Origin of the sequence: Bifidobacterium sp. B4142, from assembly GCF_026537325.1 — a bacterium.
Lineage (GTDB): Bacteria > Actinomycetota > Actinomycetes > Actinomycetales > Bifidobacteriaceae > Bombiscardovia.
In genome coordinates, this window is the sequence record NZ_JAFNMJ010000006.1 from 110,202 (window position 1) to 125,845 (window position 15,644).

A 15,644-nucleotide genomic window follows, 5' to 3' on the forward strand; every position below is an offset into this window, starting at 1 on the left:
ATGGTACGTGAGGATCGGCGGGGCCTTCAGTGGCCTGGCAGCCGGGTTCGGAGGAGAGCAATGCCCAGATTATTCGGTACCGATGGTGTACGTGGTTTGGCCAATAAAGACCTAACTGCACAGCTGGCCCTGGATCTAGGCGATGCCGCGGTCCGGGTCCTGGGTCGTGGCGCGGATCGGTCCGCTGGCCGTCGACGTGCGCTGATCGGCCGCGACACACGGGTCTCCGGCGATTTTCTGGCCTCGGCCCTGGCCGCCGGCATGTCATCGGGCGGCTTCGACGTGATCGACGTGGGCATCATTCCCACTCCAGGCATCGCCTACCTGACCAGCGTGCTCAACGTAGAGATGGGGGCAGTCATCTCCGCCTCCCACAACCCCATGCCCGACAACGGTATCAAGTTCTTCGCCCGGGGCGGGTTCAAGCTCCAGGATTCCAAGGAGGACGACATCGAATCGGTCCTGGGCCAGGACTGGGAGCGTCCAGTGGGCGAGGGCGTGGGCCGCGTCTCCCATGACACGGTCACCGCCACCAACATGTACATCGACCACCTGGTGGAGGCTGTGGCCCCTGTCGCCCCCGACAAGACCCAGCCCAAGCCCTTGGACGGTCTGCGGATCGTGGCCGACTGCGCCAACGGGGCGACTTCGGTGGTAGCTCCCGAGGCTCTGCGCCGGGCTGGGGCGGATGTGGTGGTCATCAACGCCTCTCCCGATGGCTACAACATCAATAAGCATGCCGGATCCACCCATCCCGAGCAGCTGCAGGCCATGGTCAAGGCCTCGGACGCGGTCATGGGCGTGGCTTTTGACGGGGATGCCGATCGTTGCCTGGCTGTGGACGAAGAGGGACACATGGTCAACGGTGACCAGATCATGGGTATTCTGGCCCGCGCTAAGCAGCGTGAGGGCAAGCTGGCCAACGACACCCTGGTGGTCACCGTCATGAGCAACCTGGGACTCAAGCTGGCCCTGAAGCAGATGGGCATCGTCACCGTTCAGACGGCCGTGGGCGACCGTTACGTTCTTGAAGAGATGCTGCGCGGCGGCTACACCCTGGGCGGCGAGCAGTCCGGGCATGTCATCAACAGGGAGTTCGCTACCACGGGCGACGGGACCCTGACAGCCCTGACCTTGGCCAAGGAGGTTGTGCGTTCGGGCAAGAGTCTCAAGGAGCTGGCCGCCGACTTCCCACAGCTGCCCCAGCGGCTGATCAACGTGTCCGGGGTGGACAAGAACGCAGCCCGCACCAATGCCAAGGTCCAGGACGCGGTCGAGGCGGAGGAGCGGATGCTGGGGAGCACTGGCCGGGTCCTGCTGCGGCCTTCGGGAACCGAGCCCCTGGTCAGGGTCATGGTAGAGGCGGCCACCCAGGAGCAGGCCGACCAGGTCTGCCAGCGGCTGGCGGGAGTCGTGGCCGACGAGCTGGCCATCTGATTCGACGACCCAGGAAAGGCGGAATCGTTCATGTTCGGCAGGAAAACGGCCTTCGATGCCGATCTCAATCACCGGGTGGAGTCCATGCTGGGCGAGGCTGGCAGGGAAGAGCTCCTGCCCATCGTGCAGATGGGCGAGCCAGTCCTGCGTCAGCAGGCCCGGCCCTACAAGGGTCAGCTGGCAGCCAAGACGCTGAACAGGCTGCTCAAGGCCATGCGTGCCACCATGCTTGAGGCTCCGGGCGTGGGTCTGGCAGCACCCCAGGTGGGCTTGGGCCTGGCCATCGCAGTCATCGAAGATCATGTCCATGACGATGAGGACGACCCCCGCCAGATTGACGAACTGCCCTTCAGGGTCATTATCAACCCTTCCTATGAGCCTATCGGGCAGGAGACGGCCGCCTTCTACGAGGGATGCCTGTCCCTGGAAGGATTCCAGGCGGTTCGGCGGCGCTGGCTGGACATCACGGCCAGCTGGGAGGACCGTTCAGGGCGTAAGCACCGCCAGCGCATGCACGGCTGGCCGGCCCGCATCTTCCAGCACGAGACCGACCATCTGTCCGGCGAAGTCTACATCGACAAGGCTGAGATTCGCAGCCTGTCTTCCGATGAGAACCTGAGCGAGTACTGGGCCTACGACCCGGTTCCCACCGATGCGGCACGGGAGTTGGGATTCACCCTCTGAGCCGTTTTGACTCTCTGATCCAGGGCCATGCCCTCAGTCAGCTCCGGCCCGTCCCCTTTCAGGGGCGCCACTGGGTGCATGATCAGCGCCTCGGAGGCATGGCGGCCAGACTCTGCAGCCAGGGGCAGGATTGCTCTGCCATCTACGTTTGGGTCCAGCCAGGAGTCCAGGGTCGCATCAGTGATCAGCAAGGGCATCCGATCGTGCACCCGGGATGCCTCTGGCGTGGCTTGTGTCGTCAGGATGGTGGCCGTCAGCAGCCAGGGTTGGCCTGGCTGAGCCCTCCACCAGGAGTAAAGGCCGGCGATGCTCAGGGTATGGCCGTCGGGAGCCTGAAAGTAGTAGGGTCGGTGGTCGGATGTCCACTCGTAGTAGCCGCTGGCCGGAATGATGGCCCTGTGACTCCTGGCAGAGTCCGAGTAGGTCCGTTTGGTCAGGGCGCTCTCCACCCGGGCATTGTGGGTAGGATAGGCCATTTGGCTGCTGTCCGACCAGGAGGGGACCAGATTCCAGCGGGCCGGATGCAGGTGCCGCTGTCCACGTCGGTCCTGGGCCACCAGGGCGATGGCCGACCCGGGGCTGATGTTCCAGGAGGGCCTGGGCAGCCCCGGAGCCTGCCGGGCACCATAGATTTCGGCCAGTTTGGAGTAGTCCAGGTCAGCTGCGAATCGTCCGCACATGGACCCCATTCTATGGATGTTCTGAGCCCCAGTCGAGGAAACGCCGCTAGCCTTTCCCCGGACTGGCTTGAATGGCCATTGCCGTCTCCTCCCTGCTATTATGAGAATGGTCTGTGGCAGCGGTGCATGCATTGAGGACCGCCGTGGCCGCAGCAGAGTATCCAACGATGTATTTTTGCCCTGCCTGGCATGAAACCGGCGGCGGCATTGTGATTAGGAGATGGTTTATGCCTCAGAAGATCAAAGCGTCGATTGCCTATGGAATCGGCAAGGGGTTTGCCCAGCCCGAAGAGATTATCATTGACGATCCCATCGGCGCGGAGGTCCTGGTGGATGTGCAGGCCTCCGGCCTATGCCATTCGGATCTGCATCTGGTAGAGGATGATGACAAGTTCTTCCCCTTCCCGGCTGTGATCGGCCACGAGATCGCCGGCATCGTCGAGGCCGTGGGCCCCGAAGTGTCCGGCATCAAGGTGGGTGATCATGTGGTGGCCTCCCTGGAGCAGGTCTGCGGCCATTGCGCCAACTGCCTCAAGGGTCAGCCCCAGTCCTGCACTCAGCAGCAGGAGTGCGTGCGCGGCGAAGGCGAGAAGCCCCGTCTGTCCTTCCCTGACGGCCGGCCCATCACCCAGGCCTTCGGCACCGGCGGTTTCGCCGAGAAGGCCCTGATTCACGAGAACCAGCTGGCTGTGGTCAACAACCAGGTCAAGTGGGATGAGGCCGCCTGCATCGGCTGCGCCACCATCACCGGAGCCGGCGCGGCCATCAACACCGCCCATGTGCGTCCCGGCGACACCGTGGCCGTCATCGGCACCGGCGGCATCGGCCTGAACATCATCTCAGGAGCCCGAATCTGCGGGGCCAAGCGGATCATCGCCATCGACCTGCTGGACAACAAGCTGGAATTCGCCCGCAAGTTCGGTGCGACCGATGTCATCAACTCCAAGAACGAGGATCCTGTGGCCAAGGTGCGCGAGCTGACTGACGGCGGCGTGGATCAGGCCTTTGAGGCCATCGGCCTGCCCGTCACCATGAAGCAGGCTTGGGACATGCTGGGCGTGGGCGGCACCGCCTATCCGATCGGCCTGACCAAGCCGGATGCCACGGTCTCCCTGGAGATCAACCCGGCCGATCTGCTGGTCCACCAGCGCGGTTTCAAGGGCGTGTGGATGGGCTCCACCAACATCAAGCATGACATCCCCATGTATGCGGACTTTGCTGTGGATGGACGGCTGAACATGCATGACATCGTCAGCCAGGACATCAAGCTGAGCCAGATCAATGAGGCCTACAAGCAGCTGGTCAACGGCGAAGTCATCCGTTCGGTCATCACCGAATTCGACTGATCTCCTTCAACTGGCGGCATGGCTGCTGAAGGTCATGCCGAGCAGGGGCCCTGACAGGGGTTCCGACTGCAGGGGTTCCGGGTGCTCAAGGCATCCGGAACCCCCTTTGCTGTTCAGCTGATCCGAACTGGATTAGGACAGGAGCCTACCGATGTTCTCGGCCGCTGCTGATAGGTTGTCGGCGGCCTTGGCCATGGCATCCTCAAGGCTGACGGCCCCGGGGCTGATGCTGAAGATGGCGTCGATGCCCACCTTGTAGAGCTCTTCGGTCCCGGCGCCCACGTTGCCGGCCAGGGCGATGACCTTGCAGCCGGGGGAGGACTCCTTGACGGCTTGGGCTGTGCCCATGGGGGTTTTGCCGAAACCGGTCTGGAAGTCGATGCCGCCCTCGCCGGTGAAGCAGAGGTCGGCGCCGCAGGCCAGCTCCTTAAGACGGGTGGTCTCCACCACGATGTTGACGCCCGAGGCCATGACGGCCGGAGTGAAGGCCAGGAACCCTGCGCCCAGACCACCGGCGGCCCCTGCGCCCGGCTTGGTCTCCACCTCCCGATGCAGGTCCTTGCGAATGACGGCTGCATAGTGGGCCAGCGCTGCATCCAGGGTGGCCACCATGGATGGGTCTGCACCCTTTTGCGGGCCGAATACGGCCGATGCTCCTTCGGGGCCTGTCAGGGGGTTGGTCACATCCGAGGCCAGACGAATGCGGGTGCGGGCCAGCCGGGAATCCAGCCCGGAGACGTCGATTCGGTCCAGCCGGGCCAGCGCCGCTCCACCCTGGGTCAGCTCATGCCCTTGGGCGTCCAGAAGCCGGGCACCCAGGGCCTGGGCCATGCCGGCGCCACCGTCGTTGGTGGCCGATCCGCCCAGGCCGACGATGATTTCCTGTGCTCCCTGGTCCAGGGCCTTGCTGATCAGCTCGCCCGTGCCGTAAGTGGTGGCGGTCAGCGGGTCGCGGGTCTGTTCGTTGACGAACTGGATGCCGCTGGCCGCAGCCATCTCGATGGCGGCTGTCCGTCCGTCGCCCAGAATGCCGTAGCTGGCGTTCACGGTCTGCCCCAAGGGTCCGGTGACCTGGGCCTGGATCATATGGCCTCCGGTGGCATCGACCAGGGACTGGACCGTGCCCTCGCCGCCGTCGGCCATGGGCACCAGGACCATTTCGGCCTTGAGGGGGCTGCGTCGCAATCCGCGTTCGATGGCTTTTGCAGCCTCCTTGGCGGTCAGGCTGCCCTTGAAGGAGTCGGGCGCAATGATGATTTTCATGGTTGTTGCCTTTCCTGACTCGTCATTTCAGAAGACCAGATAGACCAGCATGGCCACCAGGGTCATGGTCAGGCCTACCAGGAACTCAAAGGGGACCACCTTCATCCGCTCGCCCAAGGTCATGTTGATGGACTTGGCAGTGACGTGGAAGTAGTTGCCGTGGGGCAGCTGGTCAATGACCGTGGCGCCTGCCTGCATGGTGACGGCTGCAGCCACCCCCGAGGTGCCGAAGGCCAGGATGGACTTGCCGAAGGAGCTGCTGCCCAGAATGACGCCCGTGGAGGTGGAGGCCGTGGCTGCGGCCATGAGGACGCCGGCGATGGGGGCCAGCATGGATCCGGGCACGCCCATGGCGTGGATGAGGCTGACGATCTGCTTGGGCAGGTCGGAGCTGGTGATCAGTCCGCCCAAGGCCCCGGCTCCGATCAGGATAAGGACCACATCAACCATGCGCTGCAGGCCGGCGCTGGTGTATGTGAGGATTTTGCCGCCCTGTCCCATGGCCAGCAGACCCAAGAGGGATGCCAGGGGCAGGATGTACATGGCATCCACCTGGAACCGCTCCAGCAGGCCGATATGCAGAATAGAGCCCACGGGATTGAGCAGAAGCAGAACCACAGCAGTGATAGGGGCCACCAGGGAGCGTCCCAAGGAGGGCAGATCCTTGTCCTTGGAGGCTTTAGCTGCATCATCGCCCAGGTCGTCCATGGTGACGATACGCCCGCGATGCTGCATGATGGTGGCCAGCAGGACGGCCATGGCCAGTCCGCATAGTGCCGGGATGAAACTGCCGATCATGACTGCCGAGGGCTGTATGTGGAACCCTGAGGCCACCGCGATCGTGTTGGGATTGGGGGAGATGATGTTGCCGGCCTTGCCGCCCCCGGACAGGGCGATCAGCAGGGCCAGCTTGGAGATCCTGAGCCGACTGCCAACCTCGATGGCGATGGGCGCCACGATCAGGACGGCCACGGGGATGAAGACTCCGACGGCGCAGATGATCATGGTGGCCAGGGCCAGGGAGAGGATGGCCATGCGCTCGCCCAAGCCGTCTACTATGGCTCGGGCTATCCGGTTGGCAGCGCCGGACTCCATCATGACTCCCGCCAGCACGCCGGCAGCCAGGACCCGGATAACCGTGCCCATGACGCTCTGGGATCCGGCTACCACGATGTTGACGGTCTGCCCTAGGGAGGCGCCGCCGATCAGGCAGCCCAGGATTGCTCCCAGCATGAGTGCATAGGTGGTGTTGAGCTTCTTGAGAATGAGGATGATGGCCAGGGCCAGGCCCAGCAGGGCGGCCCACCATGACAGGGTAATGTCCATGTCGGTTCCTTTGATCCGTAACCTGTGCCAGGGACCAGGGCCGGCACCGTCGTAGCTGCCGGGCCAGTCCAGTAACGATCCCATTCTTTTCTCGCTTTTAGTGTGGCTCTGTTATGGACTTTTTGCCAGGGCACCCATAATCGAAAAGCGATGGGTGACGATGGCAAAAATGGTTCATGTACCATGTCCGTAAGGAGGCGCCATGACCATAGACCCTGCGACGGCGCAGACAATCGTCGATAATCTCAAGGATGTAACCGAGTACAATATCAACTTTTTCGACACCGAGGGAGCCATGGTGGCCAGCACTGATGCTTCGCGCATAGGCAGCTTCCATGACGCGGCCCGTCAGGCGGCCGTTGACTGCCAAACCGTTGCCGTGGATCGTCGCCATCCTTATCAGGGCGCCCGTGACGGGGTCAACGTGCCGGTGGTGCTCAATGACGCTGTGGTGGCGGTCATCGGCATCACCGGCCCAGTGAACAAGGTTGGCGCTCTGGGCGGGATCATCGAGCGTATGACCGAGCTCATGCTCTGCGCCAACATGGAGCAGATTGACAGATTCAACCGGCGGATCATGACCAGCAACTTGGTCAACCTACTGACTCTGGAGCACAAGGACGACGAATTGATGAACGCCCTGGCCCTGGCCCTCGACCTGGATCTGTCGGGTCCACGACGGGCTCTGGTCGGCCGGACGCCAGGTATCCGGCTGGAAAGGCTCAACCAGGATAGGCTCTACGAGAGGCTCTGCAAGACCTGTCTGTCCTTCGGGGTTCCCCTTTTCGCTGTGAGCCCAAAGGTCTTTCGCATCTATGCGCCGCAGATGGGGGATGCTGAGCTTGATGAGTTCGTGGCTGCGCTGCGTCAGGCTCTCGGTCGGGCAGTCGGCTCCAAGGTGGTGCTAGGCGCGGGGATGATCCAAGCGGATCCGGGCCAGTACTGGCACAGCTACCGGCAGGCCTGCATCGCCGCGCGCTGGGCCGGATTCACCGACGATGACCAGCGGTATCGGTACGAGCAGATGGGCGCGGGTCTGCTCATCACCTCACTGCCCGCCGAGCAGTGTCAGACCTTTGTGGATCAGGTCTTTGCGGGCCTCCCTCCGGATCGTGTCGATTGGTTCGAGAGGGTCTTCAGCGCCTACATCCGGCACAACGGCAGCATCACCCACGCCGCCCAGGAGCTTTTCATCCACAAGAACACCATGCAGAACCGACTGGATGCCCTGGCCAGAGAGACAGGCTACAATCCCCGCCGCCTAAGCGATTATCCCGACCTGGCCATGGCCTTCGAACTGCGCAAATACCTGGCCTACAAGGATATCCCCGATGAACGCGCCGAGTTGGGTGAGCATCCTGAGACCGCCGACCATCCTAGGGAAACGAGCTAGAACAAATAAGGCCGAACCAGGTCGGGCTAGACTCCGTGTCCTATTTTTGCGCCGTCTGACTACCGGCGGAAAGCTGGTTCAGTTCGGCCCGGACCTTCTGAAGCTTGGCAAAGGCTGTGTTGCGGGCCTGGGTGGTCCGGGCCCGGCCATGGTCCCCGGCCAGCTTGGCCTCCTGGGTCTTGAGCAGGTCGATGCGCTCGCGGACGGCGAGTCGGCTGTCCAGATCCGTGCCGTCAGTCCGGTCCAGGGTCACCTGGGCGCACAGGCTGTCCCAGAGCTGATCCATATCGTCGCCCACCAGGGTCAGACTGGTCTGATCGGCAGGGCGGGGCCTGCCTAGGTGGAGCGTATGCCTGGTCTCATGACCGGCCTTGGTAGGCAGGGCCCGGCGGACGGCCGGCGTGCAGACGAGTCCCTCTTCACCTTGGTGAATGGTGATAAAAACCATGCCTGAGGAGCGCATGGCGGCGATGTGCTCCAACACGTCCTCCGGCACATCGGGGGTCTTCAGCCCGACGGCCATGACCAGCACCTCATGGCAGTGTGCGCCATCCGTCACAGGAACAGTCCCGGGCCGCAGCAGGGCCAGCATGACGATCTTGTCGATGCTGGTGGAGAAGTGCTGACGCAGCCGTGAGGAGACGGGAGGTCGCGTGGTGAAGGCCCTTATGGGCAGTTCGCTCTTGGCTGCTGGAATGGCGGTGGCGGGCGGCAGGCCCAGGGATAGCGCGGATACGCCTTCGTAGGTTGCGATTGTCATCCTTGGCCTTTCTGTCTCTGTTTCCATTATTCTACCGGCAGGAGCGCGACCAGTAGCATGAATGTCCGTTTGACGGCATGACATGACTTGTTGTCTATCAGGCAAACGTTTTTATGAGTGTTGCTACTTGTCGCATAGATCGTCGCTGTTCGTCTGTAACGTTGCTTGATCGATCTGGAGATGCCCCCTTCGGTATTGCCGGGGTGTGATCCCGTATTCACGAGTGAAGGATCGTGTGAAACTGGTCAGATTGGGGAATCCAGCATCGGCGGCAATATTTGTTATGGGGCCACTGGACCGATCCATATTGGCTCTTGCGTCGTCCAGTCTCAATTTGGTCAGATAAGACTTGAAGGTGGAGCCAGTGGTCTTTCGGAATAGACGGCTGAAGTGCTCTCTGCTGTAGCCAAAGTAGGCGGCCGCAGTCCGCTCGGTCAGATTCTCGGTGTGGTGATTGGCTAGATAGCCGAGAATCTGCCTGGTGACATTGCGCCCTGATCTGATTGATTCCGGCGGCCGCACGCCGATGGTGAATCTGGTGTACAGCGAGTGCAGCAATTGATAAAGCGTTGCATTCAGCAGAAATGCCGAAGCCGTGTTCTGATATTCATACAGGCTGCCGATGCTGATCATCAGCTGGTCCAGATTCTTCCGGTCTTGCATGTTGGCATGGGGACTGGAGAGCGAGAAAAGAAACCTGTCGGCAAAGGGGTAAATCCGACCTACGACTTCATTGTTGAAGGTGACTGAGATGATCTTAACCAAACCTTTGCTGTGGCTGACGGTGCGGCCCTGGTGCATCTTATACGGGCTGATCAGCAGGTTATCGTTGTCCCTGAGCATATAGTGCTGGTCTTCGACCTGGAAGGAGCCGCCACCATGGATGGTGTGAATCACTTCCAGACCCTGGTGCCAATGAGCGCTAACCAATTCGTCATTGTCATAATGAACGATGACCAGGCCTGGATAGCCCTCGGGATAAATGTCCTCTTCCAAGAAGTCGGGGCTGATCACTGTGTTGTATTGATGGGCTTCCTTTGGATTTTGCAGCATTGAACATCTCCTTTCCGAGGAAAGCAGTCTGTACATTATTTCATTTCACCTGGCAGACAGGTCACAAAATGTCGTATCCGGGTCACCGATTGACATTCTCAGACCCTCGGGTATGTATAGCTTTGTGGTAACGATGTGTCATGCTACAAAGGAGTGACCGTGTCACAAAAAAACAATCAGTCGTCATCGTCTGGTGATGTGACGGAAGTTCTTGATCCGTCTGTGCGACGCCGCATCATCCTGGTCTGTCTGGCAGGGGCAACAGGAGGATTGCTGTTCGGCTACGACACCTCAGTGATCAACGGGGCCGTGGATTCCATTGCCGGCACAAAAGCAGGTTTTGGCCTTAACAGCTTCATGAGCGGCATTTCGGTATCGGCTGCCCTGTTGGGCTGCGTGATCGGTGCCTGGTTCGCTGGCAAACTGGCTGACCGATTTGGGCGAGTAAAGATCATGCTTTCGGCGGCTTTACTCTTTGTGGTCAGTTCAATAGGGTCGGCCTTCGCTCCGGAAATATGGAGTTTCCTACTCTTCCGCATCATCGGCGGCATTGGCGTGGGCTTTGCTTCTGTGGTCGGACCGGCCTATATTGCCGAGGTTTCGCCCACGAAAATGCGTGGATTCCTGACCAGTTTCCAGCAGTTTGCGGTGGGCATCGGCATGCTGGCCTCCGTTATAGTCAACAATGTGCTGGCCAAAAGTTCAGGTGGAGCTGACCAGGCTTTGTGGTTTTCCTTGCCCACCTGGCGGTGGATGCTGTTGATGATGTTGGTCCCTGCTCTGATCATGCTGATTGTCTGCTTTAAGTTGCCCGAGTCGCCCAGGTACTTGGTCATGAAAGGACGTGACCAGGAGGCTGCCACCCTGCTCAGGCAACTCAATGGCACCCGGGATCCACAGGCAAAAGTGGCTCAGATAAGGCTTTCGGTCGGCAATGAGACCAGTCCACGGCTGTCTGATCTGCGCGGACGCACCTTCGGCCTGAAAAAGGTGGTCTGGATAGCTATTGCTGTGGCGCTGTTCCAACAGTTCAACGGGGTCAACATCATTCTTTACTATGATTCCAGCCTTTGGCGATCGCTCGGTTTTTCTGAGCAGCAAGCGTTGAACATTTCGGTTATCCGTGCGGTGGTCGCTTTCGTCCCCATGATCATTTCCATGGCGTTGATTGACAGGATCGGCCGGAAAAAGCTTCTGGCCTTCGGTTCTGCTGGCATGACCGTCTTCCTTCTTCTCGCTACCTTCGGCTTCTACCATGCCCAGGTCACCGCCACGGGGTTGTCCTTGAAGGGTGTGTGGGCGCCGCTCACTCTGGTAGCGGTCTACCTCTTCTACTTCACATTCTGCGGCACATGGGGGCCGGCCATGTGGGTGGTCATCGGTGAGATCTTCCCCAACAATATCCGTGCCATGGGCGTGGCCGTAGCAACCGCTTTCAACTGGATCGGGAATTTTTTGGTGTCCACCTCCTTCCCTTGGCTGCGGGATGGGATCGGCACCGGCAACGTATATTTGCTGTATACCGTCTTCGCGGCGCTGAGCCTCCTGTTCGTTCTGAAGGTTCTGCCAGAGACCAACGGCGTAGAGCTGGAAGATATGAGGGCTGAATGATGAGCAACGATTCAGAGATGACTGTAACCGACGAGGAACGTGAACTCCTGGAGGGTTGGACCGAGGTTGACGGGGACCTGGATGGCTGCAGTGCCGATATAGTCCAGGCCGTTCTGGGCTCCCGGCTGACTTTCGGGCGCATGGATGCTCCCCGCTCCCGTCACTGGCAGGTGCCCGAGGGAGTGGACTGCCTCAACGACATCGCTTATGTGGACGATGGTCTGCGGGCCCACAAGCTGGATCTTTACCTTCCTCATGATGCCCTGCTGCGCAACGGCAAGGTGACCCCGGTCTACATCGACATCCACGGCGGCGGGTTCATGTACGGCTACAAGGAGCTCAACCGGAACTTCTGCACCCACCTGGCCCAGCGCGGCTTTGCGGTTTTCTCAGTCAACTACCGACTGGTCCCGAGCACGGACTTCATGGGCCAGCTGGGTGATGTGCTGACGGCTCTGACCTGGATAAAGAACCACCTGGACGCGTATCCGGTTTCGCCTGATCGGATCTTTCTGACGGGAGATTCGGCCGGAGGCACGTTGGCCCTCTATACGCTGGCAGTGGAGTCCGATGACCAATTCGCGCAGAGGCTGGGGCTGAAACCTGCCGGTCTGCGGCCTCGGGGCGCTGCCTTCGTCTCAGGGCTTTTCGATCTGACTACTTACTTATCGGCGGATCTGGAAGACTTCCATCCAACTGGTTCGCCCACCGATGACCTGGCAATCGTTGCTCCATCCTTCTTTAGAAGCTTCATACATGCTGGGGGCGACCAGGTGGCCGACCTGACGACCTTGGTCGACATGGTCCACCTGCCGCCGGTCTTCCTGAACACTAGTGCCGACGATTTTCTGCAGGGTGACGCTCTGAAGCTGGCCGAGATTCTGTGCAGGAAGGGCCGCGACTTCGAGCTGCAGGACCCGAGACTCAACCGCCTGCAGACCCTGGGACATGTCTATCCAGTGGCCATGACCTGGCTGGTGGAGAGCCGGCAGGCCCTGGACCAGATCCACGATTTTTCCTACGACCTGATTTGAGCCCTTTGCGCGCCCGGTTCATCCGGTCGTTGACTATGATGGGAGGGGAAAATATGGGCATCGATGGCGTAAGGCCCCCGGTACCTGCACCGCCGCTTACAGAGGAGTGATTCATGGACGAGAAGACCTTGGTAGAGAAGCTGAGCAACCTGGAGACCATCGACCAGCTGGTGGACCTGGCCAAGCAGATTGGCAAGCCCCTGTCCTACAACGATGCGGACCAGCTCTTCGGCAAGATAAACCAGTGCAAGAACGATGTCGCGGAGCTGGGTGGCGACACTATTGCCAAGCTGGCCAAGCAGGTCTTCGGCATCTGAAGCATCAGGCCCATTGAGGGCGGGCCGGCATCCGGCTTCGCCCTCTTTTCATGCCCGGGCTCGGGCCTCCTGCTCGATTTGGGCTAGGCTTTTGCCCCTGGTCTCGGGCACCCTGACCCAGGCGAAAACCAAGGCGCATACATTGATGAGGGCGAAGAGCAGGTAGGCGCCGGTGCCGCCCAGCCGGGCCAGCAGAGTGGGGAAGACCAAGGAGAGTCCGAAGTTGGTCAGGTTCATGGCCACGTTGGCGTAGCCCATGCCGCGGCTCTTGACCTCCTGAGGGAAGATCTCGGACAGGAGCAGCCAGGTGACCGGGGCTACCAGGCCCTGGACGAAAACCACGTAGATCATCATCATGCCGATCATGATCCAGGCGGCCGTTCGTGACCCGGAGCCGGGGGCGCCGACGAACTGGTAGCAGACCCCGATGGCGGCGAGAAAGACGATGGTGCCTGCAAGTCCCGCGGCCAGTATGGCGCGGCGGTCAAATCGGTCAATCAGCCCCAGTCCTCCGATGGTGGCCGCTATGGCGGAGACCAGGATGACGGGCACAGTGGCGACCATGGACAGGGAGGGGTCGAAGCCAAGGGTATCGGTGAAGATGGTCGGCGCGTAGTAGTTGACGATATTCAGCCCTGTCAGCTGGTTGATCATGGCCACGCCGATGCCCACGATCAGCACCCGCCGGAGCCAGGGGGCCTTGAAGCTGGCGGTTGTCGCACTCTTGGGCTGTGAAAGCTCCTGCATGGTCTCCCGGGCCTCTTTTTCGTCGTGTGTAGCCTCAAGGAAGGCCGCCGCCTGGTCCTGTTCGCCTCGGCGGATCAGGTGGGCAGGACTGTCATGAAGGAAGCATGCCAGCAAAGCCAGCAGGACGGCTGGTGGCACTACTGCCCAGAGCATGGTCCGCCAGTCGGCGCCCATCCGGTTCATGATGGCGTTGACGCTGACCGCCAGCAGCTGCCAAACCACGATCATGACCGAGTTGACCGAAACCACCCGTCCGCGTTCAACCGTGCCGACCATATCGGCCAGGTAGATGGGCACAATGGTCGAAGTCATGCCTATGCCGACCCCGATGACCAACCTCCCCAGTTCCAGCAGGGGCAGGCTGGGGGCCAGGGCGCTCAGCAGAGCTCCGGGGATGGCCAGCAGGGCGCCGGTCAGGATGATGAGTCTGGGACCCAAGCGGTCGTTGAGCCTGCCTGCCAGGTAGGATCCCAGCGCCGCCCCTATCAACAAAGCGGAGGTGACCATGCCCTGCTCGCCGGCCGTCAGGTGCCCGTCCGGACCCGAGCCTAGGTTCATGCCGACCAGCGTCCCGGAGATAACGGTCAGGGTGTAGCCGTAGAGGCCTCCGGCCAGCACGCCTAGCGAGGTCATCAGCTGCAGGTTGCGTCGACGTTCTTGGAGCGTGGTTGTGGATGCCTTCGTTTCCCTTGGAGCCATGGGTACCCCTTTCGCCAGCTCATCCGGGCAGAATCAGAGTCATCATAGGCACCTGGGGGAGCGGCTTGTGCGTCTGGCTTGTCATTATGGACAGTGCAATCAGCCAGAAGGCAGATGCCGGACTCGTCACCTGAGTTCTGGTTGCCGAAGCCATGAGCATCTGAGGATATTGTCCACGGCTAGTTCCTGTCATGAGCGGCGAAACAGCCCGGTCCAACCTATGGTAAACTCGTATGCGCGCCAAGAACGCCGTGGGTGCTTACGGCCATGGTTCTATACAGCCATGGCGACGAAAGGAAGCATTGCATGCGCAAGCTGATTCTCGATCTGGACACTGGTGTCGACGACACTCTGGCTATTTCCTACGCCCTGGGCAGCCCCGAAGTTGAGCTGATCGGCATAACGGGTACCTATGGCAACGTTCTGCTGGAGCAGGGCATCCGGAATGATCTGGCCATCACCGACTTGCTGGGACACCCGGAGGTCAAGGTCTATCCGGGTCTGCCCCACGCCTCCAAAGCCGACTCCTTCAAGGTGCTGCCTGTCTCCGTCTTCATTCACGGCGAGAACGGCATCGGCGACGCGGCCATCCCGGACTCGCACCGCAAGGCGGAGACGCAGTCGGCTGTAGACTTTATCATCGATTCAGTCAACACCTACGGCAAGGACCTAGTATACGTGCCCACAGGCCCCATGACCAACATCGCCGCCGCCCTGGCGAAGGAGCCCGATATAGCCCAGCGCATCGGCTCCATTGTGCTTATGGGCGGTGCTCTGACCGTGCCGGGGAATGTGGATGCCTGGCAGGAGGCCAACATCTCCCAGGATCCGGACGCGGCAGATGCGCTCTTCCGCTCCGGCGCGCCCGTGACCATGGTCGGTCTGGACGTGACCCTGCAGACTCTGCTCACCTACAAGGAGACCGCCCGCTGGCGGCAACTGGGCACTGCGGCAGGCACCTTCCTGGCGGATATGACCGACTTCTATATCAAGGCCTATGAGACCACCTCGCCCCACCTGGGAGGCTGTGGCCTGCACGATCCGCTGGCCGTGGGCGTGGCCGTGGATCCGACCCTGGTCACCACCCTGCCTATGAATATGAAGGTCGAGACCGAAGGGGCCACGCGCGGGCGCACCATCGGGGACGAGCAGCGGCTCAATGATCCGCACAAGACCATGCGTGTGGCCGTCGACGTAGATGTGCCCCGCTTCCTGAACGAGTTCATGACCCGCATCACCAGTCTGGCCTCCCAGACCGAGTGATGTCCGCCATCCCCGGCAAGTTCACGCAAGA

General features: G+C 61.2%; 14 protein-coding genes. 8 read left to right on the forward strand and 6 right to left on the reverse strand.

Going from position 1 to position 15,644, the window contains the following annotated elements:
• Positions 1-60 precede the first annotated feature (60 nt).
• The gene (gene glmM, locus J3U06_RS08560; RefSeq protein WP_267401169.1) at positions 61-1,437 is read left to right on the forward strand and encodes a phosphoglucosamine mutase; all 1,377 of its coding nucleotides are present in this window, start codon (positions 61-63) and stop codon (positions 1,435-1,437) included.
• 30 nt (positions 1,438-1,467) lie between these two features.
• A complete protein-coding gene (locus J3U06_RS08565) occupies positions 1,468-2,121 on the forward strand; it encodes a peptide deformylase (protein ID WP_267401170.1) in 654 nt (217 codons plus the stop codon).
• On the opposite strand, the gene J3U06_RS08570 is transcribed toward J3U06_RS08565, so the two are convergent.
• Positions 2,070-2,801 carry an SOS response-associated peptidase gene (locus J3U06_RS08570; RefSeq protein WP_267401172.1) on the reverse strand — a complete coding sequence of 244 codons (732 nt, stop codon included), beginning with the start codon at positions 2,799-2,801 and terminating at the stop codon, positions 2,070-2,072. The genes J3U06_RS08565 and J3U06_RS08570 overlap by 52 nt on opposite strands.
• A 227-nt stretch (positions 2,802-3,028) precedes the next feature.
• Between J3U06_RS08570 and J3U06_RS08575 the strand changes: the two genes are divergently transcribed.
• Positions 3,029-4,147, forward strand: a complete 1,119-nt coding sequence (locus tag J3U06_RS08575; protein WP_220236959.1) for a zinc-binding dehydrogenase — start codon at positions 3,029-3,031, stop codon at positions 4,145-4,147.
• Between the two features lie 132 nt (positions 4,148-4,279).
• Here J3U06_RS08575 and J3U06_RS08580 read toward each other — a convergent pair whose 3' ends face one another.
• Positions 4,280-5,410 carry a glycerate kinase gene (locus J3U06_RS08580; protein WP_267401175.1) on the reverse strand — a complete coding sequence of 377 codons (1,131 nt, stop codon included), beginning with the start codon at positions 5,408-5,410 and terminating at the stop codon, positions 4,280-4,282.
• A 27-nt stretch (positions 5,411-5,437) separates the two neighbouring features.
• Positions 5,438-6,736 carry a GntP family permease gene (locus J3U06_RS08585; RefSeq protein WP_267401176.1) on the reverse strand — a complete coding sequence of 433 codons (1,299 nt, stop codon included), beginning with the start codon at positions 6,734-6,736 and terminating at the stop codon, positions 5,438-5,440.
• A gap of 202 nt (positions 6,737-6,938) precedes the next feature.
• Here J3U06_RS08585 and J3U06_RS08590 point away from each other — a divergent pair, with 202 nt between their 5' ends.
• On the forward strand, positions 6,939-8,129 hold the full coding sequence (locus tag J3U06_RS08590) for a CdaR family transcriptional regulator (RefSeq protein ID WP_267401177.1): 1,191 nt from the start codon (positions 6,939-6,941) through the stop codon (positions 8,127-8,129).
• Between the two features lie 40 nt (positions 8,130-8,169).
• Here J3U06_RS08590 and J3U06_RS08595 read toward each other — a convergent pair whose 3' ends face one another.
• A complete protein-coding gene (locus tag J3U06_RS08595; protein ID WP_267444933.1) occupies positions 8,170-8,889 on the reverse strand; it encodes a DUF4391 domain-containing protein in 720 nt (239 codons plus the stop codon).
• Positions 8,890-9,012: 123 nt separating this feature from the next.
• A complete protein-coding gene (locus J3U06_RS08600) occupies positions 9,013-9,942 on the reverse strand; it encodes an AraC family transcriptional regulator (RefSeq protein WP_267444934.1) in 930 nt (309 codons plus the stop codon).
• 159 nt (positions 9,943-10,101) lie between these two features.
• On the opposite strand from J3U06_RS08600, the gene J3U06_RS08605 reads away from it, so the two are divergent.
• The 3 genes from J3U06_RS08605 to J3U06_RS08615 all read left to right on the forward strand — a co-directional run bounded on the left by J3U06_RS08605 (position 10,102) and on the right by J3U06_RS08615 (position 12,904).
• Complete coding sequence (locus tag J3U06_RS08605; RefSeq protein WP_267444935.1) at positions 10,102-11,553, forward strand: sugar porter family MFS transporter; 1,452 nt, start codon at positions 10,102-10,104, stop codon at positions 11,551-11,553.
• Entirely contained in the window at positions 11,550-12,587 is a 1,038-nt protein-coding gene (locus J3U06_RS08610) for an alpha/beta hydrolase (RefSeq protein ID WP_267444936.1), read from the forward strand. The genes J3U06_RS08605 and J3U06_RS08610 overlap by 4 nt, the downstream gene beginning before the upstream one ends.
• A 113-nt stretch (positions 12,588-12,700) precedes the next feature.
• Positions 12,701-12,904, forward strand: coding sequence for a hypothetical protein (locus tag J3U06_RS08615; protein WP_211120454.1), 204 nt, complete (start codon positions 12,701-12,703; stop codon positions 12,902-12,904).
• A gap of 48 nt (positions 12,905-12,952) precedes the next feature.
• Here J3U06_RS08615 and J3U06_RS08620 read toward each other — a convergent pair whose 3' ends face one another.
• Positions 12,953-14,350 (reverse strand): sugar porter family MFS transporter, encoded by a 1,398-nt coding sequence (locus tag J3U06_RS08620; protein ID WP_267444937.1) that lies wholly within the window; start codon positions 14,348-14,350, stop codon positions 12,953-12,955.
• Positions 14,351-14,656: 306 nt separating this feature from the next.
• Here J3U06_RS08620 and J3U06_RS08625 point away from each other — a divergent pair, with 306 nt between their 5' ends.
• A complete protein-coding gene (locus tag J3U06_RS08625; protein WP_267444938.1) occupies positions 14,657-15,613 on the forward strand; it encodes a nucleoside hydrolase in 957 nt (318 codons plus the stop codon).
• The last annotated feature ends 31 nt before the right edge of the window (positions 15,614-15,644 follow it).

Coding starts and splice junctions, on each gene's coding strand:
- glmM (WP_267401169.1), top strand. CDS start 61: ATGCCCAGATTATTCGGTACCGATGGTGTACGTGGTTTGGCCAATAAA.
- J3U06_RS08565 (WP_267401170.1), top strand. CDS start 1,468: ATGTTCGGCAGGAAAACGGCCTTCGATGCCGATCTCAATCACCGGGTG.
- J3U06_RS08570 (WP_267401172.1), bottom strand. CDS start 2,801: ATGTGCGGACGATTCGCAGCTGACCTGGACTACTCCAAACTGGCCGAA.
- J3U06_RS08575 (WP_220236959.1), top strand. CDS start 3,029: ATGCCTCAGAAGATCAAAGCGTCGATTGCCTATGGAATCGGCAAGGGG.
- J3U06_RS08580 (WP_267401175.1), bottom strand. CDS start 5,410: ATGAAAATCATCATTGCGCCCGACTCCTTCAAGGGCAGCCTGACCGCC.
- J3U06_RS08585 (WP_267401176.1), bottom strand. CDS start 6,736: ATGGACATTACCCTGTCATGGTGGGCCGCCCTGCTGGGCCTGGCCCTG.
- J3U06_RS08590 (WP_267401177.1), top strand. CDS start 6,939: ATGACCATAGACCCTGCGACGGCGCAGACAATCGTCGATAATCTCAAG.
- J3U06_RS08595 (WP_267444933.1), bottom strand. CDS start 8,889: ATGACAATCGCAACCTACGAAGGCGTATCCGCGCTATCCCTGGGCCTG.
- J3U06_RS08600 (WP_267444934.1), bottom strand. CDS start 9,942: ATGCTGCAAAATCCAAAGGAAGCCCATCAATACAACACAGTGATCAGC.
- J3U06_RS08610 (WP_267444936.1), top strand. CDS start 11,550: ATGATGAGCAACGATTCAGAGATGACTGTAACCGACGAGGAACGTGAA.
- J3U06_RS08615 (WP_211120454.1), top strand. CDS start 12,701: ATGGACGAGAAGACCTTGGTAGAGAAGCTGAGCAACCTGGAGACCATC.
- J3U06_RS08620 (WP_267444937.1), bottom strand. CDS start 14,350: ATGGCTCCAAGGGAAACGAAGGCATCCACAACCACGCTCCAAGAACGT.
- J3U06_RS08625 (WP_267444938.1), top strand. CDS start 14,657: ATGCGCAAGCTGATTCTCGATCTGGACACTGGTGTCGACGACACTCTG.